Source organism: Mycolicibacterium tokaiense (genome assembly GCF_010725885.1).
Classification (GTDB): Bacteria; Actinomycetota; Actinomycetes; order Mycobacteriales; family Mycobacteriaceae; genus Mycobacterium; species Mycobacterium tokaiense.
This window is the reverse complement of record NZ_AP022600.1, coordinates 3,270,178-3,292,729: the sequence shown is the minus strand read 5'-3', so window position 1 is coordinate 3,292,729 and position 22,552 is coordinate 3,270,178. Positions and strand designations below refer to the sequence as shown.

The 22,552-nt window shown below is 68.0% G+C and carries 23 protein-coding genes; 4 read left to right on the top strand and 19 right to left on the bottom strand.

The features are described from left to right. Positions 1-699, top strand: coding sequence for a YoaK family protein (locus G6N58_RS16085; protein ID WP_115278037.1), 699 nt, complete (start codon positions 1-3; stop codon positions 697-699). On the opposite strand, the gene G6N58_RS16080 is transcribed toward G6N58_RS16085, so the two are convergent. The 6 genes from G6N58_RS16080 to G6N58_RS16055 form a co-directional block, all read right to left on the bottom strand. Further along, positions 696-1,286 (bottom strand): hypothetical protein, encoded by a 591-nt coding sequence (locus tag G6N58_RS16080; protein ID WP_115278038.1) that lies wholly within the window; start codon positions 1,284-1,286, stop codon positions 696-698. The genes G6N58_RS16085 and G6N58_RS16080 overlap by 4 nt on opposite strands. Position 1,287: 1 nt before the next feature. Beyond that, positions 1,288-3,639 carry an arylsulfatase gene (locus G6N58_RS16075; protein ID WP_115278039.1) on the bottom strand — a complete coding sequence of 784 codons (2,352 nt, stop codon included), beginning with the start codon at positions 3,637-3,639 and terminating at the stop codon, positions 1,288-1,290. Between the two features lie 110 nt (positions 3,640-3,749). Beyond that, the gene (locus tag G6N58_RS16070) at positions 3,750-5,438 is read right to left on the bottom strand and encodes a glycosyltransferase family protein (RefSeq protein WP_115278040.1); all 1,689 of its coding nucleotides are present in this window, start codon (positions 5,436-5,438) and stop codon (positions 3,750-3,752) included. Beyond that, positions 5,438-6,868, bottom strand: a complete 1,431-nt coding sequence (locus tag G6N58_RS16065; protein ID WP_115281477.1) for a glycosyltransferase — start codon at positions 6,866-6,868, stop codon at positions 5,438-5,440. The genes G6N58_RS16070 and G6N58_RS16065 overlap by 1 nt, the downstream gene beginning before the upstream one ends. A 29-nt stretch (positions 6,869-6,897) precedes the next feature. After that, on the bottom strand, positions 6,898-8,448 hold the full coding sequence (locus G6N58_RS16060; protein ID WP_232067884.1) for a hypothetical protein: 1,551 nt from the start codon (positions 8,446-8,448) through the stop codon (positions 6,898-6,900). Next, entirely contained in the window at positions 8,449-10,395 is a 1,947-nt protein-coding gene (locus G6N58_RS16055) for a hypothetical protein (RefSeq protein ID WP_336385834.1), read from the bottom strand. Between the two features lie 199 nt (positions 10,396-10,594). Here G6N58_RS16055 and G6N58_RS16050 point away from each other — a divergent pair, with 199 nt between their 5' ends. The 3 genes from G6N58_RS16050 to G6N58_RS16040 all read left to right on the top strand — a co-directional run bounded on the left by G6N58_RS16050 (position 10,595) and on the right by G6N58_RS16040 (position 13,417). Next, positions 10,595-11,308: a GAF domain-containing protein gene (locus G6N58_RS16050; protein WP_232067883.1), complete on the top strand. Its 714-nt coding sequence runs from the start codon at positions 10,595-10,597 to the stop codon at positions 11,306-11,308. 79 nt (positions 11,309-11,387) lie between these two features. Continuing rightward, positions 11,388-12,020, top strand: a complete 633-nt coding sequence (locus G6N58_RS16045) for an undecaprenyl diphosphate synthase family protein (protein WP_115278041.1) — start codon at positions 11,388-11,390, stop codon at positions 12,018-12,020. Then, positions 12,017-13,417, top strand: a complete 1,401-nt coding sequence (locus tag G6N58_RS16040; protein ID WP_115278042.1) for an FAD-dependent oxidoreductase — start codon at positions 12,017-12,019, stop codon at positions 13,415-13,417. The genes G6N58_RS16045 and G6N58_RS16040 overlap by 4 nt, the downstream gene beginning before the upstream one ends. Position 13,418: 1 nt before the next feature. Here the strand turns inward: G6N58_RS16040 and G6N58_RS16035 are convergent, their stop codons facing one another. The 13 genes from G6N58_RS16035 to G6N58_RS15975 form a co-directional block, all read right to left on the bottom strand. Then, complete coding sequence (locus G6N58_RS16035; RefSeq protein WP_115278043.1) at positions 13,419-14,882, bottom strand: sugar transferase; 1,464 nt, start codon at positions 14,880-14,882, stop codon at positions 13,419-13,421. A 243-nt stretch (positions 14,883-15,125) separates the two neighbouring features. Then, entirely contained in the window at positions 15,126-15,425 is a 300-nt protein-coding gene (gene rpsQ / locus G6N58_RS16030; RefSeq protein ID WP_068915614.1) for a 30S ribosomal protein S17, read from the bottom strand. Next, on the bottom strand, positions 15,425-15,658 hold the full coding sequence (gene rpmC / locus G6N58_RS16025) for a 50S ribosomal protein L29 (RefSeq protein ID WP_068915613.1): 234 nt from the start codon (positions 15,656-15,658) through the stop codon (positions 15,425-15,427). Before rpmC ends, rpsQ begins: the two co-directional genes overlap by 1 nt. After that, the gene (gene rplP / locus G6N58_RS16020; protein ID WP_068915612.1) at positions 15,658-16,074 is read right to left on the bottom strand and encodes a 50S ribosomal protein L16; all 417 of its coding nucleotides are present in this window, start codon (positions 16,072-16,074) and stop codon (positions 15,658-15,660) included. Before rplP ends, rpmC begins: the two co-directional genes overlap by 1 nt. Positions 16,075-16,076: 2 nt before the next feature. Then, complete coding sequence (rpsC, locus tag G6N58_RS16015) at positions 16,077-16,913, bottom strand: 30S ribosomal protein S3 (protein WP_068915611.1); 837 nt, start codon at positions 16,911-16,913, stop codon at positions 16,077-16,079. Next, a complete protein-coding gene (gene rplV / locus G6N58_RS16010) occupies positions 16,913-17,371 on the bottom strand; it encodes a 50S ribosomal protein L22 (protein ID WP_068915610.1) in 459 nt (152 codons plus the stop codon). Before rplV ends, rpsC begins: the two co-directional genes overlap by 1 nt. After that, entirely contained in the window at positions 17,371-17,652 is a 282-nt protein-coding gene (rpsS, locus tag G6N58_RS16005) for a 30S ribosomal protein S19 (RefSeq protein WP_068915609.1), read from the bottom strand. Before rpsS ends, rplV begins: the two co-directional genes overlap by 1 nt. Before the next feature lie 18 nt (positions 17,653-17,670). After that, positions 17,671-18,507, bottom strand: coding sequence for a 50S ribosomal protein L2 (gene rplB, locus G6N58_RS16000; RefSeq protein WP_083736077.1), 837 nt, complete (start codon positions 18,505-18,507; stop codon positions 17,671-17,673). 21 nt (positions 18,508-18,528) lie between these two features. Then, positions 18,529-18,831, bottom strand: a complete 303-nt coding sequence (gene rplW, locus G6N58_RS15995) for a 50S ribosomal protein L23 (RefSeq protein ID WP_068915607.1) — start codon at positions 18,829-18,831, stop codon at positions 18,529-18,531. Beyond that, entirely contained in the window at positions 18,831-19,478 is a 648-nt protein-coding gene (gene rplD, locus G6N58_RS15990; RefSeq protein WP_115278044.1) for a 50S ribosomal protein L4, read from the bottom strand. Before rplD ends, rplW begins: the two co-directional genes overlap by 1 nt. A 2-nt stretch (positions 19,479-19,480) precedes the next feature. Then, positions 19,481-20,134: a 50S ribosomal protein L3 gene (gene rplC, locus G6N58_RS15985; RefSeq protein ID WP_068915605.1), complete on the bottom strand. Its 654-nt coding sequence runs from the start codon at positions 20,132-20,134 to the stop codon at positions 19,481-19,483. 14 nt (positions 20,135-20,148) lie between these two features. After that, positions 20,149-20,454, bottom strand: a complete 306-nt coding sequence (rpsJ, locus tag G6N58_RS15980) for a 30S ribosomal protein S10 (RefSeq protein ID WP_003883485.1) — start codon at positions 20,452-20,454, stop codon at positions 20,149-20,151. A gap of 502 nt (positions 20,455-20,956) precedes the next feature. Continuing rightward, positions 20,957-22,537, bottom strand: coding sequence for a carboxylesterase/lipase family protein (locus tag G6N58_RS15975; protein ID WP_232067882.1), 1,581 nt, complete (start codon positions 22,535-22,537; stop codon positions 20,957-20,959). Between the last annotated feature and the right edge of the window lie 15 nt (positions 22,538-22,552).

The following is a 22,552-nucleotide window of genomic DNA, read 5'->3' as shown; positions in this document are numbered from 1 at the left end:
ATGACCGACGCCAAACGGGCCCAGACCGCGCTGTTCCTGACGATCGCCCTGACTTTTGTCACCGGCGTGGTCGATGCGGTGGGGTTCCTGGCCCTGGACCGGGTGTTCACCGGGAACATGACCGGCAACATCGTGATCCTGGGCATGGGCGTCGCCGGAGCCGACGACCTGCCGGTGCTGGGCCCGGCCATCGCGCTGGCGGCGTTCACCGCCGCCGCGTGGGTGGCTGGGCTGGCTTTGCGCAAGCCGCGGGCCGCCCGCGGCACCGGGTGGCATCACACGGTGACGGTGCTGCTGACGCTCGGCGCGGTGACCCTGACCGCGCTGACGGTGGTGGCGGCCGTGGTCGGCGACGACTCCGCCCCGGTGGTGGAGATCGTGATGGCCGCCGTGACGGCCGCGGTGATGGGCTCGCAGGCCGTGGTCGCGCGCGCGGTGGGCGTCGCCGACATGACCACCGTGGTGGTGACCTCCACGCTGGCCTCGCTGGCCGGGGAGACCTGGACCAAGGGCGGCCGGGGTGTGCTGCTCAACCGCAGGCTGGGCGCGATCGTGATGATCTTCGCCGGAGCCCTGGTGGGCGCGCTGCTGCTGAAGGTGCACATCGCCGTGCCGTTCGGGCTGGCAGCGGGCATCACCGCAGTGGTGGCCTGGCAGGGCCACCGAGTGCTCTCCCCGCGGGCGACGGCCGCCGCCTAGGGCAGGCGGATCCCGACCCGGTCGGTGATCAACTCCTGGGCCGCATCCAGCCCGGGGGCACCCTGCGGTCCCTCGACGTGCACCACCACCAGATACGACGGCCCCTCGGTCCACACGTGCAGCAGCCGGTCCCGGTAGTCCACCGGCGGGTCCCCGGCGCCGGACCACATGCCGCGGAACTCCTGCCCGCTGTAGCCGCACAGTTCAGCCGGCAGGATGCTCAGCGACGAGATGGGCGCCTTGTCCTGTGCGGCGTCGGCGTAGGACTCGAACGCCTGGGCCGGACCCAGGTCGGTGGGCGTGACGGTGATCGAAGCCGACATGCCGGCAGGCCCGGTGAGGGTGGCGCCGTGGGCCGTCCAGCCGTCCGGCGCCAGCACCGCGACCACAGGGACGTCGGTGCCGCCGGAGGACACCAGCTGCCGGCCCGGCCCCGGCTCCGGCGACGGGCAGGTCTGCGCCTGCGGCGCCACCTGCACGCGGCTGGTCTCCACCACTCCGTAGTCGAGGGGTTCCCCCTGTGCGACAGCAGGTTCGACGCCGCACACGGCCAACGCACAGACACCGGCGAACACCCGTGCGAACATGTCAGTCCTTGGCGAACGCTGCGGCCAGTTCCCGTTCGGTGTCGATGTACGGCGTCCCGGAGGTGTCCACGACGACCTTGACGATGGTCCCACCGGTGAACGCGAACGGCGCCTTGTAAGCACTGGTTACCGGTTGACCCCCGTTGCGGCCCACCGCGATTCCGCCACCGGCCAGACCGAAGGTGCCCGGATGGGTCCGGATCCCGTCCGCGGTGGCCACCACGGTGTCGTCGACGTACAGCGAGACCACCCCGAGTGGGGTGTGGCTGCCCTCCACGGTTCCGGTGCGCTCATAGCGGACCCCGAAGACGTGGCTGCCCAACGGAACAGCATCCGGTGAGCTCACCCGCTGTTCGTCCTCACCCATGAAGTTGTAGACATAGTGCAGCCGGCCATCCTGGACGAACAGCACGTGGCCGCCGTGACCGGCGCCTTGTTTGTACAACACCCCTTCGGCGCCGGTGGAGTCGACGGTCACCTCGGCCAGCACCGAGAACGACTGCCCTCGAAGTTCCACGGCCGCACCGATACCGACCTCGGCGGTTCCCGGGTAGTAGACGAAGTTGGTCCGGTCCGCCGACAGGGTGGGCCGCCACCGGGTCATGGTCTCCAAGACGTTCAGATCTCCCAGCGGCAGCCCGTTGTACTTCTCGGCCTCGGCGAACCACAGCGCCTTGAGTTCCTCGAGTTTGTCGGGGTGCTCGGCTGCCAGGTCATGGCATTGGCTGCGGTCGGACTCGATGTGGAACAGCTCCCAGCGATCGGCGTCGAAGTGTCCCCAGCCGGCCGGGCTGGCGGCGTGCAGGCTGTTGGCGAACCAGCCCTTGTGCCAGATGCCGCGTGTACCCAGCATGGTGTAGAACTGGGTGTCCTTACCGGTGGGCAGCTCCGGATCCTTCAGCGTGGCAGCAAAACTCACACCGTCAAGAGGTTTCTGCGCATACCCGCCGACGCTGGCCGGCACCGTGATCCCCAGCAGGTCGTACACCGTGGGGGTGATGTCGGCGACGTTGACGTAGGTGTCGCGGACCTCGCCGTGCGCCGAGATCCCACTGGGCCAGGAGATGATGGCCGGGTCGGCGATGCCGCCTTCGTGGGAGGCGTAGCGCTTGAACAGCTTGTAGGGCGTGTTGAAGGCCATCGCCCAACCGATCGGATAGTGGCCGTAGGTGTCCGGTCCGCCGAGGTGGTCGAAGTAGCGCATGCTCTCCTCCACCGTGTCGATATAGCCGTTGAAGAACTTCACCTCGTTGACCGAGCCGTTGGGGCCGCCCTCACCGCTGGCCCCGTTGTCGGAGATGACCACGATGATGGTGTTGTCCAGCTGCCCGGATTCCTCGAGGTAGTCCAGGATCCGGCCGATCTGGGCGTCGGTGTAGGACTGGAAACCGGCGAACACCTCCGCCATCCGGGCGAACAGGCGCTTCTCGTCGTCGTTCAGCGAGTCCCACGGCCGCACCGTGTCCTGCAGGGGCCACGGCTCCCCACCGGGACCGGTGAGGTCGGCATACGGATTCACCGCCGACAGCTCGGTGTCGGGCGGGATGATGCCGAGCCGCTTCTGGTTCTCGAAGACGATCTCGCGGTAGGCCTCGTAGCCCATGTCGAAGCGACCGGCGTACTTGTCGGCCCACTCGGTGAACACGTGGTGGGGCGCATGCCCGGCGCCGGGGCAGACATAGGAGAACCACGGCTTGTCCGGCGCGATCACCTTGGCGTCACGGATGAACTCGATGGTCTTGTCGGCCAGATCCTTGGACAGGTGGTAGCCGTCCTCGGGGGTCCCGGGCGGGGCGACGGGGTGGTTGTCGTACACCAGCTCCGGGTACCACTGGTCAGTTTCACCGCCCATGAAGCCGTAGAACCGCTCGAAGCCACGCGACAACGGCCAATGTCGTTTGGTGCTGGCCAGATTGGACTCCTCCAGCGGAGTCAGATGCCACTTGCCGACGCAGTAGGTGTTCCACCCGCGTTCGGCCAGCACCTCCGACATCAACGCGGTTTCGAACGGGATCCGGCCGCTGCAGTTGGGGAACCCGTCGGTGAACTCCTCGATGGTGGCCATCCCCACCGTGGTGGGGTTGCGCCCGGTGAGCAGCGAGGCCCGGGTGGGGGAACACAGTGCGGTGGTGTGGAACTGCGACAACCGCACCCCCTTCTCGGCGATGCGGCGCATGGCCGGCATGTCGACCAGTCCGCCGAAGCAGTCCCAGGTGGCGATCCCGGTGTCATCCCACACCAGGTAGAGCACATTGGGCGCGCCCTCGGGAGCGGCAGGGGCGGCGAACGGCGCCCAATCTGGCTCTGAATCGCGGATGTCCAACTCGATCTTGCCGTTGAATTCCGGTGCCACTGAACGCCTCGTTTCGTGATAGACCCTGCGTGCTGAAGACCTCGAGCGCACAGTACACCCGCGTTTGTTCGCCCACAGTGTGTTCAACTGCCGTTTGTCCTGCTGACTCGTCAGCCGGCGGGCACTTCCTCGTTGACCCGGTACAGCCGCCAGTCCGGCTGACCGTCACCGGCGTTGGGCACCTCGAGCTCCAGGGTGGCCACGTCGGCGCCCGTCTCGTAGAGCGTGGGGTACCGCAGGTTCAGCGCGTCGGACACACCGCGGCCGGTGGGCGGGACCGCCAGCATGTACCGCACCCCGCCGGCCACCGGGTCGTTGAGGGCCGCGGTGAAGTCCGGATCCGACGGGATCACGTACATCCTGGGGTTGTCGGCAGCGGCGAGCACAGCGAAGCCGAACACCGTGTCGGTGATGACCGACCCTTCGGCCAACCCGAGGCGGTCGAGGTAGTGGGCGATCTCGCGCTCGGTGGAGAAGGTCGCGGCGATGCGGTGCTCGTGGGCCTTCTGCTCGCTGAGGCTGTCCGGCTGGGGCGCCAGCACTGCGCCGAGGGCGAACTCCTGGGGAGCGTACTTCGGCTGGCCCATCCCCCACGCGGTCACCGGCAGCGAGATCGCGAACACCACCGCGACAGCCACATGGGACCACCGCGAGTGCGGGCCGCGGAACGACGCGGCCGGGTCCACCGGGGCGGGGGGCGCGAACCGGCCCGGGCGCTTGGTGGGCAGCAGCACGCCGTCGGGCACCGCGAGCAGGGCCAGGCAGGCGGCCAACGGAATCGCGATGATGTAGAACCGCAGGAATCCGAACGTGCTGCCCGTGGCGTAGGCGTAGCTCTGAAACGTCAGCGCGGCACCGAAAATGGTCAGGGGCACCAGGAGCGTGGGCCAGTACGGCCGGCCCCAGCGCCGCGCCACCGCCCAGCCGGCCAGCGGCACGACGGTGGGCGCCAGCAGGGTGATGCATACGACGGCGAAGGACATGCCCTCCAGGAAGTCCGGTGCCGACTGGCCGGTCTGGGCGAGGATCGCGGCATTGCCGTACTGGGAGGTGAACTGCGCGAAGGCCTCACCGGTGATCAGCCAGCTCACCACCGCCCAGCCCAGGAACGCGGCGAAGCCGGGCAGGCTGACCATCAACAGATCCAGCAGTGCCCGCCGGATCCGGGGTTGTGTGCGTGCGCGCAGGAAGGTGGTGACGCCCACCAGGATCCCGGCCGCGGCGACGCACGCCACCGCGTCGTACCGGGTCAGGTAGGCCAGCCCCATGGCGATCGCGCCCGCCACCACCAGATGGTGTACGTCGTCGTTGATCATCCACATGATCAGCCGGCGTACCGCCCACGTCATGAAGAAGATGAACGGCGCCTCGCTCATCCCGTTGGATCCGTAGAAGACGATCATCGGGTTCAGCGCGAACAACGCGGTGATGGTGATCGAATACCACCGCGGCAGACCACGATCGGTGCCCATCGACAGGACTTGTGTCACCGCGGCAGCCATGAAGAACGCGGAGGAGATGCTGCCCGCGAACGCGCGCTCGGTCATCTCCGGCCACACCGGGCTCAGCGCGACCGCCGGCAGCTGCGCCAGCGCTGTCAGCGGCGTGAAGATGAAGCCGATGGCGGCCAGATGCGGGTCCCTGCTGAACAGCACCGACTGAGCGGCCACCACCCGCGACAGCGCATCGCCGATGATGAACCCATTGCGCACCTGCAGCCAGTACCCGACGAGCGCGTAACCGACGAGGGCGGTCACGAAGACGACAACCTTGAGCCGGCGGGTGCTCCACCGCGCCATCACTGCGCGGGCTTTTCGGACAGGCCGTGAAAAGTCTTCTCCCAGTATGACGGTTGACGGATCATCTGGTAGACGCCCTTGGTGGCGGCCACGCTCATCATCAACCAGAACACCGGAACCGTCAGCGCGGGCAGCAACAGATCGGAGCGGTCGTCCTCGCGCAGCGCGATCAGGTTCATGTAGAGGGTGGCCGCGTTGCCCAGCACCAGCGCCACCAGCGCCGGGAAGTAGATGTACATCGGGAACACTTCTTCGACCAGCTGGGGCTGGCCGAGAAACCAGAGCATGGTGATCAACCAGAACACCAGATTGAGCACCGCGATGATGGGCGTGCCCGCCAGCACCAGGTTGAAGCGCAGGAAGTTTCGGAAACCGATGGTGCGGTAGAGCCGGACGGGACGTCGGATCTGGACCAGCCAGCTCTGCAGATAGCCCTTGTACCAGCGCGAGCGCTGCCGGATCCAGTTGATGCCATCGCTGTTGGCTTCCTCCAGCGTGGTGGAATCGATGACGGCGGTGTGGAATCCGGACGAGGCGATCCGCATACCCAGGTCGGCGTCCTCGGTGACGTTGAACGGGTCCCACCCGCCGATCGGGTCCAGGACATCGCGGCGCAGGTGATTGGAGGTGCCGCCCAGCGGAATCGGTGAGTTGGTGCGCATGAAGCCCGGCAGCAGGTACCCGAACCACAACCCGTACTCGGCGGTGAACCAGCCGGTGAGGATGTTCTGCCGGCCGTTGTGATAGGCCAGCTTGGCCTGCACACAGGCCACCGTGTCCGGCAGGCTGCGGAACGCGGTCACCACACGGCGCAGCTGCAACGGCTCCGGCAGGTCCTCGGCGTCGTAGATCGTGATGATCTCACCGGTGGCGAAGTGCAGCCCGTAGTTACAGGCCTTGGGCTTGGTGCGGGGATCCGCCGGTGGCACCAGACAGATGGTGATCGCGTCGGACTCGGCGCACGCCCTGGCCGCGGTGATGGTCACCTCGTCGTCCTCTTCGAGCAGCAACAGGATCTGCAGCTTGTCCGCCGGATACTCCAGTGCGGCCATGGCCCCGATCAGGTCGCCCACCACCTCCGGTTCGTTGTAGGCCGGGACCAGGATGGTGTAGAGCGGCAGTTCGTCGTCCGGGATCTCGCGGGCCTCGTCATCGGTGATCCTGATGGCGCTGGCGGCCAACCCCTGCCGGAAGATCAGCACCCGGTCGGCCATGGTCAGCAGATATCCCGCGGTGCACAGTCCGATCAGCGCCACCGCGGTGGGCATGGGCGCGAGCACCAGGCACACCACCACGACGCCCAGCAGCGCCCACAACACGATGCGTTGCCACCCCAGCACCGGGTTGGCCGCCGACGCCACCGGATCGTCGTCGCGCAACCGGTTGATGGCGCGGTGCAACGCGTAGCGGCGGTCGTCCTCGTCGGACATGTCGAGGACGCGGATGGCCGGACCGACGCTCACCTGTCCTGCCCCGCCGGAACGAACTGCGCGGCCACCAGGGCCCGGCCGAATTCGGTCAGCAGCTCCTCGTCCTTGAAGGACGGCGCCTGCTGATCCAGCACGTCGTTGCCGCGGAACAGCAACGTGAACAGCGTGCGCAGGGTGCCCAAGGTCGACCCGCTGGGCTGCGGGAAGGGGGCGTCGGGGTCGTGGTTGTCCACAGCGAAGACGGTGATGCGTTGCGCCAGCCGCTCATCACCCCAGTCGAAGCGCAGCGCATTCCAGGTGACCAGCAGGTTGTCGTCGACCACCGAGAGGATCTGACCTTCGACGCCGTAGCCCAGGTCGACCGTGTGGGTGGGGCTGGTCCTGGCTCCGGTCATGTCGTAGATCGCCCGGGCCGGATACACGTTGAAGGTGGACGGCCGCTGGCTGACGATGCTGTCCACCATCACCGTGCGCGGTCGCGACAGCTTGTCGAAGCGCCGGTCACCGGTCTCGGCGAGCATCTGCTGGCGCACCAGCACCGAGTCGTTGCTGTAGAACCGGGCGACTGCGCGGAAGTTCCTGCGCGCCACGGTATCCCAGCCGCGCGGTGCCACCACGGGCTGACCGAAGGTCAACTCCCCCGGCGCGGCCCGCTGGATCCCCGAGGTGTCGGCCTGCGCCGGGAGCGGGACGAACGCCAGCACCAGGGCGGCCCCGATCACCAGCGGGATAGCGGACCAGACCTGTTTGGCAGCCAGCGGTTCGACCTTGCGATTGAGCACGGTGAACGGCGTGCCGTCGCGGCGGATCCGCAGCAGGAAGGTGATGCCGACCACCAGGCAGAACGTCCCCACCGCGGGCACTCCCTGATAGATCCGCATGGGCGCCTCCCGCCACACCGTGCCCAGGGCGAACAACAACCCGACCCCCACCACCGAGGCCACGCAGAAGCCGATGAAACCCCGCCTGCGCGTGTTGCCGACGGCGATCGCCACACCCAGCGAGGAGATCAGCAGCGTGGCCGCGCCCGCCGCTCCCCGCCCGCCGCCGATGATCAGCACCACCAGGTAGTACGGCAGCGAGAACACCGTGAACGTCAGCGCCCACACCAGCCCGAAGCGAGCCACCGGACGCAGACCGAACAGCGCGATGCACGAGCTCAGGATGAACAGCAGCATCGCCACCAGATCCAGGCGCAGCAGGTGGAAGAACTCGGCGAAGCGGGGCACCAGCACCAGCTGGATCAGCCCGGCCAGGACCAGGCCCATGATGGCGACGATCATGTCGGTCTGGCGATCGTGGATGGGCAGCTCGGTGCGGTACCGGCGGGCCACTGCGGCCGCGGTCATCACGGCGATCACCGGGACGGTCCACACATAGCCGCCGATGCCGCCGACCAGCGTGGTGTGCACCAGGGCAATGATGCTGTGCCAGAAAGCCACCACCGCGCAGGCCAGAATCAGCAGCCAGCGCAGGCCGACGCGCACCGTCGGGTTGAGATCGGCATACCAGCTGCCCAGGCGCGCGGCCGGGGTGCCCCGCGATGGGGACCCGGCCGGTGCGGTGTCGACGGTGATCAATCAGGTTCGCTTGCGCCGCAACGACATCACCACACCGACGGCCAGGGCTGCGCCCACCACCACCGCAACCGCGATACCGACCCACAGCACCGGGAAGCGCGTGTTGTCGTCGGCGGCCGGCTGCTGCTCGGCCATCGTGTCCACCACAACAGGGGCCTGGTCCGGCGCGGAGATCAGCGCGTCACCGGACAGCCGCGCCCAGCGTTCCGGATCGGCGTCAAGCCAGTCCATCAGTTCGTCGAGCTGCGCCGGCGCCCCGTTGGACGTGGCCACCAGCAGCGTCCGGCCGCCGCTGTAGACCGTCTGTAGCGAGCCGAACGCCAACGCCGGGTTCAGTCGCAGGGTGCTCGGTTCGCCGTCGCCCGCGGCGTCGCGCACGGTGATCTCGCCATCGGAATTGCCTGCCACGGGCAGCGTGACGCCCTCGTGGGACCAACTGTCGGCGTCGATGATCACCGCCGGATTCGGCGACCGCAGCGCCTCGTCCACCGGCACCACCGCGGTGTCGATGGGCAGCGCGCTCAGCCGCTGCAGACCCACCAGGATACCCACCGCGCGGCGGGCGTCGTCGAAGTCCGCGGAGATGCCCACCTCGACCCGTGGCATGAGGGCCTGCGGCAGGGACTGGAACCCGCCGGGCACCGGCGGATCGGCGGGTTGGCTCTGCACCGGACTGTCCCCGTCGATGGTCAGCGTGACGGGCTGGAACTCGCCGCACTGCCCGACATTGCCGGTGATGTCCATGGCCACACCGAGATTGGTGTAGCGCTGCAGGAGCCGGTCGGGCACGTCGACCCAGTGGTCGACGACTCCGGAGGAGTCCACCGTCCACCGGTCGATCGTCTCCCCGCCGATGGAGGCGACCAGCTGCCCGCCCACGCTGTCGGGCAGCGGAGTGTAGGAGCCGCGCAGGTGCACCCGCAGATCGTGGGCCGCGCGGCCGAGCCGGGTCTGGTCCAGCGCGATGTTGACCTGCGGCGTCAGCGCGGTCGCGGTGACGCCGCCCTGCCCGAGGTCACGCAATGTGGTGACATCGGTCGGTAGCTGCGGGCTGGACCGCAACGGGCCGGCCACCGCTCGTGAGCTCAGCGCCAACCGCCCGAGATCGCTGCTGAGCAGCCTGGTCTGATTGGCCATCTCGGCGGCGGGGCCGCCGATGCTCAGCGTGGGTACGCCGGGTCCGGGGGTGAAGCCCACACCCTGATCGCCGCCTTCGCGGATCACCACCTGGCGCTGGAACGGCGGCGTCGGGCGCGCGGGAACACTCTGTCCGTCGGCCAGTGGCGAGACCGTCACCACGGTGTCCTGCTGGCCGTAGCGCGCCACCACCGCAGTCGCGAGGCGCAGCGCGGCGTCGGTTTCGGCGCTGGTCGGTTCCGGTGGGATGAACAGGTCCAGCTGGCGCAGTACCGGCGGCAGGAATTCGGCGACGGTGCTCGGCGGTCGTTCGGTGCCCTCGTAACGGAGGTTGGCGTCGGTCAGCCGCAGCGGGTTCGCCGGGTCCAGGCAGTAGCCCTGGATCGGCACCAGGTAGCTGCGCAACGTCACCGTCACTGCGTTGTCGGTGACCTGCACCCCGGTCAGCGGCAGGGACACCGGGGCGCGGTCGGCGTTCGGGGGCAACCCGACCCGCGCCAGCGTGCGGTCCTCCTGAGACACGATCAGGGTCCCGGAGGCGACGTTGACGGGCAGCTCGACCAGCACGTCCAGCGAGGCCGGTGAGAGTCCTTGCGGGACAGGCAACGTCAACGACGTCTCCCCCGCGGCTCCATAGAACGGGAGGACGGGCTGCACGCCCAGATCGGTCAGACGCAGGGTCGGCGCGGTGGCCAGTAGTGGGCCGTCGCCGGGCTCTGCCGTCGCAGGCCCCGCCCCCGATCCGGTGAGCAGTACCCCGACCATGACGGCCGCCACGACGCGTGCACCGCCGGCCCCTCCCCAATTCACGGCGAAAGCGTATTCAGTTACCGTGTCACCCGCAAACATAACGCGCGAAATGTCATGTTTGACGCCTGCGTCAACGCAAAAACTCGACACCTGTCGTTACCGAAAATAGGTGTTCGACAATGGGCGCGGCTCACGCACGTCGCCGAAGCCTCGGCAATTAGTTGGTGCCCGGCACCCCCGAGTGGTTTAGCGTGAGTCCGTGACCGCATCCCTGTCCGGGTTCGACGACTGGCTCAACCGTGCCCTCGAACAGTGCGCGCTCGATTCAGGCGAGGATGTCCGGTCCTATGTCACCCGGGCCGTCGCCGCACAGATGGTGGCCGATCACCGGGCGACCGGCAGTAGCCAGCTCGACGAGTTGGTGTCCCGACTGGCGGCTCTCGAACAGCTCAGCAAGCCGCCGATGCCCAGCGCCCGCGCCACCGTCACCGATCCGCAGCGGCTGGCGGCCCTGCAGGCCACCGGGCTGCTGGACTCGCCGACCGAAGAGGTGTACGACCGGATCACCCGCGCCGCCGCCGCTGCACTCGACGCACCGTTCGCGGCCGTCACCTTGATCGATGCCAATCGGCAATTCTTCAAGAGCGCCATCGGCCTGCAGATCACGTCCGAGGCCGACCGTGAAACTCCCCTCGAGCGGTCGGTGTGCCAGTACGCCGTGGCCAGCGGCGCACCCCTGGTGCTCGAAGACGCCCGCACAGATCCGGTGTTCAAGAACCACCCCGCGGTACTGGACGGAACGCTCGTGTCCTATCTGGGCATTCCGCTGATCAGCCCCGACGGCAACGCCGTGGGCAGCCTGTGTGTGTTCGACCAGAAGCCGCGGCTGTGGGGAACCGGGCACATCCAGGTGATCACCGATCTGGCCAACCTCGCAGCTCAGCGCATGTTCGAGTCGGTGCCACGCCCCTAGCGTCCCGCCCGCTACACGATGTACATTTGCCCGCAGCGCTGTCGCCAGGGGGTACGAGGTGCACCGAGGACCGGCTCATGTGGGCTTGATCCCCGATGGATTGCGCCGCTGGGCCGAGGCCAACACCACCACGCTCGCCGAGGCGTATCTGCGCGGCGCCCACAAAGTCACCGACATTCTGAGGCTTTTACACGACCGTGGCGTCCGCACCGCCACCGTGTACAACCTCAGCCGGGCAAACCTCGGACGAGCCGACGAAGAATTGGACGCGGTTTTCGCCGCTTCCACCCATTTCTTCACCACGCTGCTGCCGCAGAATTTTGATCCGGCGTCCTGTTCCGTGCGATTGCACGGTAAACGCGAGCTCTTACCGGGTACCTATCTGTCAGCCGCCCGCAAACTGGAGACGACGATGATCGGTGAGGATTTCAGGATCAACATCCTGGCCGCCTACGACGCCGTCGACGAGATGCGCGAGGCCCACCTGCGCGCCCAGCGTGAGCACATCGACATCGCGGACGCCTTCGACATCGGCGAGGTCGACCTCGTCATCCGCACCACCGCCGAACCGTTGTTGTCGGGCTTCCTGCCGATGCAGAGCCAGTACGCGCAATTGGCCTTCCTGTCGACCCCCCTCAACGACCTCGAACCCGGCTCCATCGACCAGCTGCTCTCCGAATTTCAGCTCTCCCCCCAGCGCCGGGGCCGGTGACCGTGGCCGAGCCACTGATCATCGGCGCCGGACCGGCCGGGCTGACGGCGGCACTGACGCTGGCGGGCATGGGCGTCAGGCCGCGGATTCTGGAAGAGACCGGTCAGGTGGGCGGCCTGGCGCGCACCCCGCGGAGGGATCAGTGGCGCGTCGACCCGGGTGGGCACCGCTTCTTCACCCGCAACGAGACCGTGATGGAGCTGTGGAAGTCGCTGTTGCCGCCGGACCAGTGGATCTCGGTGCGACGGCGGTCGGCCATGCTGGTCGACGGTCACTTCGTTCGCTATCCCCTGCATGGGCGGGAACTGTTGACCCAACTGGGTCTGTGGCGCGGCATGCGGGGTCTGGGCAGCTTCACCGCCAGCCGGATGCAGCGCAGCGCCCGCTCTCCCGACGAGTCGGCGAGCTTCCAGGATTGGGGCACCGACACCTTCGGCCGCTACTGGTACCAGATGTTCTTCGACGGCTACGTCCGCAAGACCTGGCGCGCCGAACCCGATTCCATCACCAGCGACTGGGCCGAGCAGCGGATCAAGCCGATTCACTGGGACCTGCGCCGCCGGGCGCAGCGCGACGTGGACCAGGATGCCTTCCTCTACCCCCGCTACGGACCGGGCCAGCTGTGGGAAGCCGCTGCTGCCGCGCTGGATGCGGCGGGGGTGAGCACCGCGCTGGACGCCCGCGTTGTCCGCGTGCGGTTCTCCGGCGGGATGTGGACGGTGGAACTGCACAACGGCGACACCCTCACCGGTGACGCGGTGTTCTCCAGCATGCCGCTGCGGCTGTTGGTCGAGGCCCTCGATCCGGCGCCGCCCGAGCGCATCCGCCGCCTGGCCGCCACGTTGAAGCACCGCGGGCTGGTGACGGTGGCCGTCGCGCTGGGCACCCGCTACGACATGCCCTACAACTGGGTGTACACCCCTGGCGACGGGTTCCGGGTGGGTCGGATCCAGAACTACGCCCATTGGTCGAGTGCGCTGGCGCCCAAGGGATTCGACGGCACCTACCTCGGCTTCGAGTACTTCATCGGCCCGGACGAGGAGCTGCGCCCCTCCACGACAGAAGACCTCACCACCACCGTGGAACGCGACCTGCGCACCCTCGGTGTGAGCACCGGCGACGTGGAGCACGTCATGGTGGTCCGCTCCCGCTACGCCTACCCGATCCGCAACGCAGCGCAGGACCGCAGCGTCGCGCAGATCAGGGACTATCTGCGCGCCACCTACCCGTCGCTGCACACGATCGGGCGCAACGGCATGCACCGCTACGACAACCAGGACCACGCCATGTTGTCGGCCATGCAGAGCGTGGACCGCTACTTCGGCAAGAACGTCGATCCGTGGCAGGTGAACACCGACCGCGGCTATCACGAGGCCGGGCTGCTGCGCCCGAGCTGAGTTACTCCGAGCCCCGGAACACCGCGGCGACGGTGAGCAGCAGGATCTTCACATCCAGCCCCAGCGACCAGTTCTCGATGTAGTAGTTGTCCCACTCGGCGCGGTCGGCGATCGAGGTCTGTCCCCGTAGTCCGTGGACCTGAGCCCACCCCGTCACGCCGGCCTTCACCCGGTGGCGTTCGCCGTAGCGGCGGATCTGCATCTCGAACAGTTCCACGAAGTCGGGGCGTTCGGGTCGGGGTCCCACCAGGCTCATCTCGCCGCGGAGCACGTTGATCAGCTGCGGCAGCTCGTCGAGTGAGGTCGCCCGCATGAACTTGCCGACCTTGGTGCGGCGGTCCACCCCCTCCACCCCGCCGGGCGCCGCACCGGTGATCAGCTCGAACCGGGCGTCAGAAGCACTCGGCGGCCGCATCGAGCGGAATTTCAGGCAGCCGAACACCCGGCCGTCGCGGCCCACCCGCTCCTGTTGGAAGAAGATCGGCCCCGGTGAACTGAGCTTGACCAACAGCATCAAGGTCAGGAACAGCGGCGAGATGACCAGCAGCCCCAGTCCCGCCAGGATCCGGTCGGACGCGTGCTTGGCGGTGAACTGCCAACCGTTGGGGTTGGTGTAGGACAGCGCCAGCACCGGCAGGCCGCCGATGTGCTCGATGCGGGCCCGCTCGCCGATGGTGTCGAACATGCGGGGCACCACCCAGACCCGTAGCCCTCGGCGGTGGGCGATGTGCACCACGTCGGTGAAGGCCTGATCACGGCTCCGCGAGAAGGCGATGAAGATGTTCTCCGCGCCGGTTTCGGTGACTGCGCGGTCGATGTCGTCCAGCGTGCCGATGTACGGCACCGCGGATTCCGACAGCGACTCGCCGCCCAGGTTGGGGGCCTCGTCGTCGAGCAGGCCGATGGGGTGCAGACCATATTCGGGCGAGGACTCGAGGCGTTCGATGATCTGGTGGGCCACCCGCCCGTTGCCCACGATCAGGGTGGGAGCGCCCCACTGGCCTGTGCGCTGCTGCAGGCGCCGGATCGCCACCAGGACGAACCGCCCGAGCGGGATCAGCAGCGCGGCGAAGATCCAGGTGTAGATCGCCATCTTCCCGGGCCGGCCCGGCACGTTCAGCAGAACCATCGCCGCCAACCAGACGATGGCCGACACCGCGATGGTGGTCTCGATCGGGCCGATCTCGTTGAGGAACTTGCTGTTGAGCCGGCGCTGGTAAACCCCGCGCACGCTCAGCAGCAGCACCACCAACGGAACGAACAGCACCGTCAGCCAGCCCGGCGCCAGGTTGGCGTTGTCCAGCGACGCCCACCAGACCCCGCCGGCCAGCGACACCGCCGCGGTGAGAACGTCGGAGGCCAGGGTGATGGCGACGCTACGGGGTTTGTGCCTGGCCGGGGAAGGCGGGGTGAGCAGCGCGGGCCGGTCCAGCGAACCGAGGCTAGCGACATCGGCTACTGGCATCGAAGCGACCAGATGGGATCGGAGAGCCATCGTCGGCTCAGCCCGCCGACGCGGCTGGGCACAGAGAACTGCTGGTCCACCCGCATCTCAAGGTCTGCAGGTGGGATGTGCCACGGCCGGAGAACACGTCGCGATCCTATGCAGAAACCGACGGTCCCGCAAACACATTGGCGCGATCAGACGAAGAATGCCCGCCGCGAAGTGACGCGACGGGCATTTTCGAGATGAAATGAACTGCGGGTGCTACTTGGCCTTCTCGAGCACCTCGACCAGCCGCCAGCGCTTGGACGCCGACAGCGGCCGGGTCTCCATGAGCGACACGCGATCGCCGATGCCGGCGTCGCCGTTCTCGTCATGCGCCTTCACCTTGGTGGTGGTGCGGATGATCTTGCCGTACAGCGGGTGGGACTTGCGGTCCTCCAGCTCGACGACGATGGTCTTCTGCATCTTGTCGCTGACCACGTAGCCGATGGCGGTCTTGCGACGGCCACGCGGCTGCTCGGTACGGGGCGTGTGCTTGGTGCCCTTGTCCTGTTCTGCCATCACGATTCCTCACCATCGGGTCCGGCGGTCAGACCCAGTTCACGTTCCCGCAGCACCGTGTAGATGCGTGCGATTTCCCGGCGCACGGTGCGCAGCCGACGGTTGTTGTCCAGCTGCCCGGTGGCCATCTGGAAGCGCAGGTTGAACAGCTCTTCCTTCGACTCGCGCAGACGATCGGTCAGCTCTTCTTCGGTGAGCTCCCGCAGTTCGCCAGGCGTAACTCCGACTGCCATCAGAACTGCTCCTCTCGCGTGATGATGCGTGCCTTGATCGGCAGCTTGTGGATCGCGCGGGTCAGCGCCTCGCGCGCGATTTTCTCGTCCGGGTAGCTGAGCTCGAAGAGCACGCGGCCGGGCTTGACGTTGGCCACCCACCATTCGGGCGAACCCTTACCCGAACCCATGCGGGTCTCGGCAGGCTTCTTGGTCAACGGGCGGTCCGGGAAGATGTTGATCCACACCTTGCCGCCACGCTTGATGTGCCGGTTAATGGCGATACGAGCGGACTCGATCTGACGGTTGGTCAGGTAGGTGTGCTCCAACGCCTGGATGCCGTAGTCACCGAAGCTCACCGAGGTACCGCCGCTGGCGATGCCGCGCTGCTGCGGGTGGTGCTGCTTGCGGTGCTTGACCCTGCGAGGGATAAGCATGTCTAGCTCTCCGTTGTCTCGGTCGCGCCTGCCGCGGCCTCGGTGCCCTGGGTCGCTTCTGCGACCGCGGGCGCTTCCGTGGCCGCACGGCCGGCGTCAGTGCTGGTGGCGGTGGTGCCCGACGCGCCGCTGCGACGCGGGCGGGTGCCCGACGGGCGCTCGCGACGCGGACGATCGGCAGCCGGGGCCGCGGCGGCGAGCTCGCGCTTGCCACCCACGATGTCGCCCTTGTAGATCCAGACCTTCACGCCGATGCGGCCGAAGGTGGTCTTGGCTTCGTACAGGCCGTAGTCGATGTCGGCGCGCAGCGTGTGCAGCGGCACCCGGCCTTCGCGGTAGAACTCCGAGCGGCTCATCTCGGCGCCGCCGAGACGGCCCGAGCACTGCACCCGGATGCCCTTCACGTTGGGCTGACGCATGGCCGACTGGATGGCCTTGCGCATCGCCCGGCGGAAGGCCACGCGGTTGGACAGCTGCTCGGCGACACCCTGGGCCACCAGCTGCGCCTGGCTTTCGGTGTTCTTCACCTCGAGGATGTTCAGCTGGACCTGCTTCTTGGTCAGCTTCTCCAGGTCGGCGCGGATGCGGTCGGCCTCGGTGCCGCGGCGGCCGATGACGATACCCGGACGCGCGGTGTGGATGTCGACACGGACCCGGTCCCGGGTGCGCTCGATCTCGACGTTCGCGATACCCGCGCGCTCCAGGCCGGTGGCCAGCAGCTTGCGGATCGCGACGTCTTCCTTCACGTAGTCGGCGTACTGCTTGTCGGCGTACCACCGGGACTTCCAGTCGGTGGTGATACCGAGGCGGAAGCCGTGGGGATTGATCTTCTGGCCCACTACTCCGAGCCCTCCTTCGAATCGGCGGTCTTCGCAGAAGCGGCCTTGCTGGCCTGGGCGCGACGGCTGCGCGCCGCGTTGGCCGAGGCGCCGCTCTTCTTGGCCGGGCGGCTCTCGACGACCACGGTGATGTGGCTGGTGCGCTTGCGGATCCGGTAGGCGCGGCCCTGGGCACGCGGCCGGATGCGCTTGGCGGTGGGGCCCTCGTCGGCCATGACCGCGGCCACCACCAGGGTGTCGGGGTCCAGGCCCTCGTTGTTCTGCGCGTTGGCCGCGGCGCTGGCGATCACCTTGGCGACGGGCTCACTGGCGCTCTGCGGCGCCCAGCGCAGGATGTCGAGTGCCTCGGCGACGGACTTGCCCCGCACCAGGTCGATGACGCGACGCGCCTTGGAGGCGGAGACACGCACGAAGCGCGCCTTCGCCATGGCGGACGGGTATTCGATAGCTGTAGTCATTACCGCCTCTTGCTCTTCCGGTCATCTTTGATGTGACCCTTGAAAGTGCGGGTGGGGGCGAACTCGCCCAGCTTGTGCCCGACCATGGCCTCGGTGACGAACACCGGCACGTGCTTGCGACCGTCGTGAACGGCGAAGGTGTGCCCGATGAAGTCGGGGAGGATGGTGGACCGACGGGACCAGGTCTTGATGACCTGCTTGGTGTTCTTCTCGTTCTGGACGTCGACCTTCTTGAGCAGATGGCCGTCGACGAACGGACCCTTCTTCAGGCTGCGTGGCATGGCTCTTTCCTTCCTCGCCTAGCGCTTGTTCTTGCCGGTGCGCCGGCGGCGGACGATGAGCTTGTCGCTCGGCTTGTTCTTGCGGGTGCGGCCTTCCGGCTTACCCCACGGGCTGACCGGGTGGCGACCACCGGAGGTCTTGCCTTCACCACCACCGTGCGGGTGGTCCACCGGGTTCATCACGACACCACGGACGGTGGGGCGCTTGCCCTTCCAGCGCATGCGGCCGGCCTTGCCCCAGTTGATGTTGCCCTGCTCGGCGTTGCCCACCTCGCCGACGGTGGCGCGGCAGCGCACGTCGACACGACGGATCTCACCGGACGGCATACGCAGCGTGGCGTAGGTGCCTTCCTTGCCGAGCAGCTGGATGCTGACACCGGCCGAACGGCCGAGCTTGGCACCACCACCGGGCCGCAGTTCCACAGCGTGGATGACGGTGCCGGCGGGGATGTTGCGCAGCGGCAGGTTGTTGCCGGGCTTGATGTCGGCGTTGGCGCCCGACTCGATGACCGCGCCCTGCTTCAGACCCTCGGGGGCGATGATGTAGCGCTTCTCACCGTCGAGGAAGTGCAGCAGCGCGATGTTCGCGGTGCGGTTGGGGTCGTACTCGATGTGCGCAACGGTGGCGTTGACCCCGTCCTTGTCATGGCGACGGAAGTCGATGACGCGGTAGGCCCGCTTGTGGCCACCACCCTTGTGCCGCGTGGTGATGCGGCCGTGTGCGTTGCGCCCACCCTTGCCGTGCAGCGGGCGAACCAGCGACTTCTCCGGGTGATCGCGAGTGATCTCGGCGAAGTCGGAGACGCTGGAGCCGCGGCGACCGGGGGTCGTCGGCTTGTACTTACGAATAGCCATTCTTCTAGATCTCCCTGCCGGCTACGCCGGCGCTCCGAACAGATCGATGGGCTTGCTTCCCGCGGCCAGGGTGACCAGCGCGCGCTTGGTGCTCTTGCGCTGGCCGTAGCCGGCACGGGTGCGCTTGCGCTTGCCCTGGCGGTTCTGCGTGTTCACCGAATCGACCTTGACCTTGAAGATCTTCTCGATGGCGATCTTGATCTGGGTCTTGTTCGAGTCCGGGTGCACGATGAACGTGTACACGTTGTCCTCGATCAGCCCGTAGCTCTTCTCCGAGATGACCGGGGCCAGGATGATGTCGCGGGGGTCGGCGATGGTGGCCATCAGGCGTTCGCCCCTTCCTTGGTGTTGGCCTCGATGTAGGCGTTCAGCGCCTCGACGCTGAACACCACGTCGTCGGCGTGCAGCACGTCGTAGGTGTTGAGCTGGTCCGGCGAGATGACGTGCACGCCGGGCAGGTTGCGCACGCTCTTGGCACCCACCTCGTCGGCGCGGCCGATCACGACGAGCACCTTCTTGTTCTCCGTCAAGCTGGCCAGGAAAGCCTTGGCCGCCTTGGTCGAAGGGGTCTGACCGCTGAGCAGCTCGGTAACAGCGTGGATGCGCTGGTTGCGGGCGCGGTCACTGAGGGCGCCACGCAGAGCGGCGGCAATCATCTTCTTGGGGGTGCGCTGGCTGTAGTCGCGCGGCTTGGGGCCGTGCACGATGCCACCACCGGTGAACTGCGGTGCGCGGGTCGATCCCTGGCGGGCGCGACCGGTGCCCTTCTGGCGGTACGGCTTCTTGCCGCCGCCGGAGACCTCACCGCGGGTCTTGGTGGAGTGCGTGCCCTGGCGCGCGGCCGCCAGCTGGGCGGTCACCACCTGGTGCAGCAGCGCGATGTTCGCCTCGACATCGAACAGGGCAGCCGGGAGTTCCACGGTGCCGTCGGTCTTGCCGTCCGGCGTGCGAACGTCGATCGTGGTTGCCATTGCTACTTCTCACCTCGTTTGATCGCGGTGCGAACCATGACGAGCCCGCCGTTGCGGCCGGGGATGGCGCCCTTGATCAAGATGACACCATTCTCGGCGTCGACCTTGTGCACCTTCAGGTTCTGCGTGGTGACCTTGTCATTACCCATGCGGCCGGACATGCGCGTGCCCTTGAAGACGCGACCCGGGGTGGCGCAGCCACCGATCGAGCCGGGCCGACGGTGCACGGCCTGCGCGCCGTGGCTGGCGCCCTGGCCCTTGAAGCCGTGACGCTTCATGGTGCCGGCGAAGCCCTTGCCCTTGCTGGTGCCGGTGACGTCGACGAACGCGCCGTCGGCGAAGATCTCGGCGGTCAGCTCCTGGCCGAGTTCGTACTCGGCGGCGGCGGCCTCGTCGTCGAGCCGGAGCTCGGCGAGGTGGCGGCGCGGGTTCACCCCGGCGGCGGCGAACTGGCCGGTGACCGGCTTGTTCACCTTGCGGGGGCTGATCTCGCCGTACGCGAGCTGCACGGCGCTGTAGCCGTCGCGCTCGGTGGTGCGGATACGGGTCACCACATTGGGTCCGGCCTTGACGACCGTCACGGGAACGACCTTGTTGTTCTCGTCGAACACCTGTGTCATGCCCAGCTTGGTGCCCAGAATGCCTTTACGTGCCATGGTTCTTGGGTCTCCTACTGGATGTTCACGTCGACGCTGGCCGGCAGATCGATGCGCATCAAGGCGTCAACGGTCTTCGGCGTCGGGTCGAGGATGTCGATCAGGCGCTTGTGGGTGCGCATCTCGAAATGCTCCCGCGAGTCCTTGTACTTGTGCGGGGACCGGATGACGCAGTACACGTTCTTCTCGGTCGGCAGCGGCACCGGTCCGACCACGCTGGCGCCGGTACGGGTGACCGTCTCGACGATCTTGCGCGCCGAGGCGTCAATAGCCTCGTGGTCGTAGGCCTTCAGCCTGATGCGGATCTTTTGTCCCGCCACGCTTTCTCCTACCTCACTACTCACGGGGCTCCCCTTGGAGCCCCCAACTGTCCAGTCGTTCCGCGCGATGCCCGCGCGAAATGCCGCCGCTGTTTACCTGTCTTTGGTTCACCGGTCCACGCGGTCGGGTGTGTCGCCCTCACGCAGCCTCGTCCGCGTCGAAAATTCGATCGCGCCTAAGGTTGGACCGGACGCGCCCGTGGGGGCGCAGGTCGGATGCCCACGCTGAATCGGACGCAGAGTGCGTCGACCCGGCAGAAGGCAACCCGAACAGTATGCCCTAGATCCCGGCGCTATCCAAATCCCTGGTCAACGGATGTACAGCCCCCGCTGCACCCCTCCCCGCCGGCGCACACATGTGTGCCCTACTCAGCTCTGGCGGCGTGTCCCCCGCAAAACCGCACACATGTCCACGGTCGCCTCGCACACATGTGTGCCCTACTGAGCTTCAGCGGCGTGTCCCCCGCAAAACCGCACACATGTCGGGGTGCGCGGCCAACGGTCAGCGCCGCAGCCCCGCCCAGAAGTCGCACTGGTGTTCCTGCTCGAAGCCCGATCGGACCTCGCTGCCACCGGTGTCGAAGGACATCCGCGGCCCGCCCGCACCGTCGAGCCGCGGCCACTCGGGCGCATCCGGCGCCGCGGGCACCCCGTCGCGCACGAACGCGGTGAAGTATCCGATCATCTGGTCCGACAGCCGCTGCTGCGCGGTGTTCAGCGCGGGTGCGCCGCCGATGTCGAACAAATACCGCAGCTCCAGCGAGTGACTGGCCCCCACCGGGAACGGGACTTGGCGCAGCGGCTCGGGCGCCGGCGCGGACGCGTCGGTGAACTCATAGGAGTACACCGGGGCTCCCGCGGCGGCCATGCCGTCGGCCATCGATGCGTTCACACAGGCGAACTGCCCGTCGGTGACGGCCGCGGCGTAGGCCAGCGAGGTGTTGTCGGCGTGTGCCGCCAGCGGGTACTGCCGCTCCACCGCCACCGCGTCGGCGCCGAAGGTGCGCTCCAGCAGGCCCGGATAGTCCGCCGGACCGGGTTCGCGACCCGACCGCAGGAACTCCAGCGCCATGAACAGCGTGAACTCGTCGCTGGTGGTGCCCACCAGCACGGGCAGTTGGCCGACTTCGCCCTGCTCCATGGCCTCCACCGGGTCCACCGGCAGGATCGTGGTCCCGGTGACCGGCCCGGAGAGCGCTTCGTCACCGAGGAGGCCGAACGGGACCGGCTCGGTGAGGGCGTCGGCGGGCAGGGCGCGCAGGCAGGCCGGAGCGGCGGCCGACTCGGGGCACCCCACACCGGCGGCGTAGTCCAGGCTGGGTTGGCGGGCCGCGGCGACGTCGATCTGTGCCCCGCACGGTCCGCTCATCAGGATGGCGGCCCGGAACAGCTCAGCAGAACCGGGCGAAACCAGGTGATCGCAGACCGACATGGCGCCTGCCGACTCGCCGGCCACCGTCACCTTGGCCGGATCCCCGCCGAACGCGGCGATGTTGTCGCGCACCCAGCGCAGCGCGGCCTGCTGGTCGGCCAGGCCGTAGTTGCCCACCTCGGCCTCCGGACCCAGGGCCGGATGGGCCAGGAATCCCAGCGCGCCGAGCCGGTAGTTGACGGTCACCACCACGATGTCGCCGCGGGTGGCCAGCCACTGCGCGTTGTAGAGGTCGGCGCTGCCGTTGACGAACGCCCCACCGTGGATCCACACCATCACCGGCAGGTCCTCGGCGTCGGTGGGCGACCAGACGTTGAGCGACAGGCAGTCCTCACTCATCCCGCGGCCCCAGTCCGGGTCACGCGCGGCGTCCTGGATACAGCGCGGGCCCACCTTGGTGGCGTCGCGCATGCCCTCCCAGCGCGGCGGGGGCGCGGGCGGCGCGAAGCGCAGGTCCCCGACCGCCGCGGCCGCATACGGAATCCCTTGGAAGAGAACATGATCCGGAGCGACGAGGCCGCGCACCGAGCCCGCGGCGGTGGCCACGACGCCGGAGTCCAGCGTGGAGGCCGGCCCGTCGGCGCCGCCGTCGGAGCAGCCCACCAGCAGCGTCACCAGGGCCAGCGCCGCGGTCCATCGTCTGATCAGCACGCGGCTCCCAGGACT

Excerpts from the sequence above, each read along its gene's own strand:
- G6N58_RS16085 (WP_115278037.1), top strand. The coding sequence starts at position 1 with ATGACCGACGCCAAACGGGCCCAGACCGCGCTGTTCCTGACGATCGCC.
- G6N58_RS16080 (WP_115278038.1), bottom strand. The coding sequence starts at position 1,286 with ATGTTCGCACGGGTGTTCGCCGGTGTCTGTGCGTTGGCCGTGTGCGGC.
- G6N58_RS16070 (WP_115278040.1), bottom strand. The coding sequence starts at position 5,438 with ATGGCGCGGTGGAGCACCCGCCGGCTCAAGGTTGTCGTCTTCGTGACC.
- G6N58_RS16065 (WP_115281477.1), bottom strand. The coding sequence starts at position 6,868 with ATGTCCGACGAGGACGACCGCCGCTACGCGTTGCACCGCGCCATCAAC.
- G6N58_RS16035 (WP_115278043.1), bottom strand. The coding sequence starts at position 14,882 with ATGCCAGTAGCCGATGTCGCTAGCCTCGGTTCGCTGGACCGGCCCGCG.
- rpsQ (WP_068915614.1), bottom strand. The coding sequence starts at position 15,425 with ATGGCAGAACAGGACAAGGGCACCAAGCACACGCCCCGTACCGAGCAG.
- rpmC (WP_068915613.1), bottom strand. The coding sequence starts at position 15,658 with ATGGCAGTCGGAGTTACGCCTGGCGAACTGCGGGAGCTCACCGAAGAA.
- rplP (WP_068915612.1), bottom strand. The coding sequence starts at position 16,074 with ATGCTTATCCCTCGCAGGGTCAAGCACCGCAAGCAGCACCACCCGCAG.
- rplV (WP_068915610.1), bottom strand. The coding sequence starts at position 17,371 with ATGACTACAGCTATCGAATACCCGTCCGCCATGGCGAAGGCGCGCTTC.
- rpsS (WP_068915609.1), bottom strand. The coding sequence starts at position 17,652 with ATGCCACGCAGCCTGAAGAAGGGTCCGTTCGTCGACGGCCATCTGCTC.
- rplB (WP_083736077.1), bottom strand. The coding sequence starts at position 18,507 with ATGGCTATTCGTAAGTACAAGCCGACGACCCCCGGTCGCCGCGGCTCC.
- rplW (WP_068915607.1), bottom strand. The coding sequence starts at position 18,831 with ATGGCCACCATCGCCGACCCCCGCGACATCATCCTGGCCCCGGTCATC.
- rplD (WP_115278044.1), bottom strand. The coding sequence starts at position 19,478 with ATGGCAACCACGATCGACGTTCGCACGCCGGACGGCAAGACCGACGGC.
- rplC (WP_068915605.1), bottom strand. The coding sequence starts at position 20,134 with ATGGCACGTAAAGGCATTCTGGGCACCAAGCTGGGCATGACACAGGTG.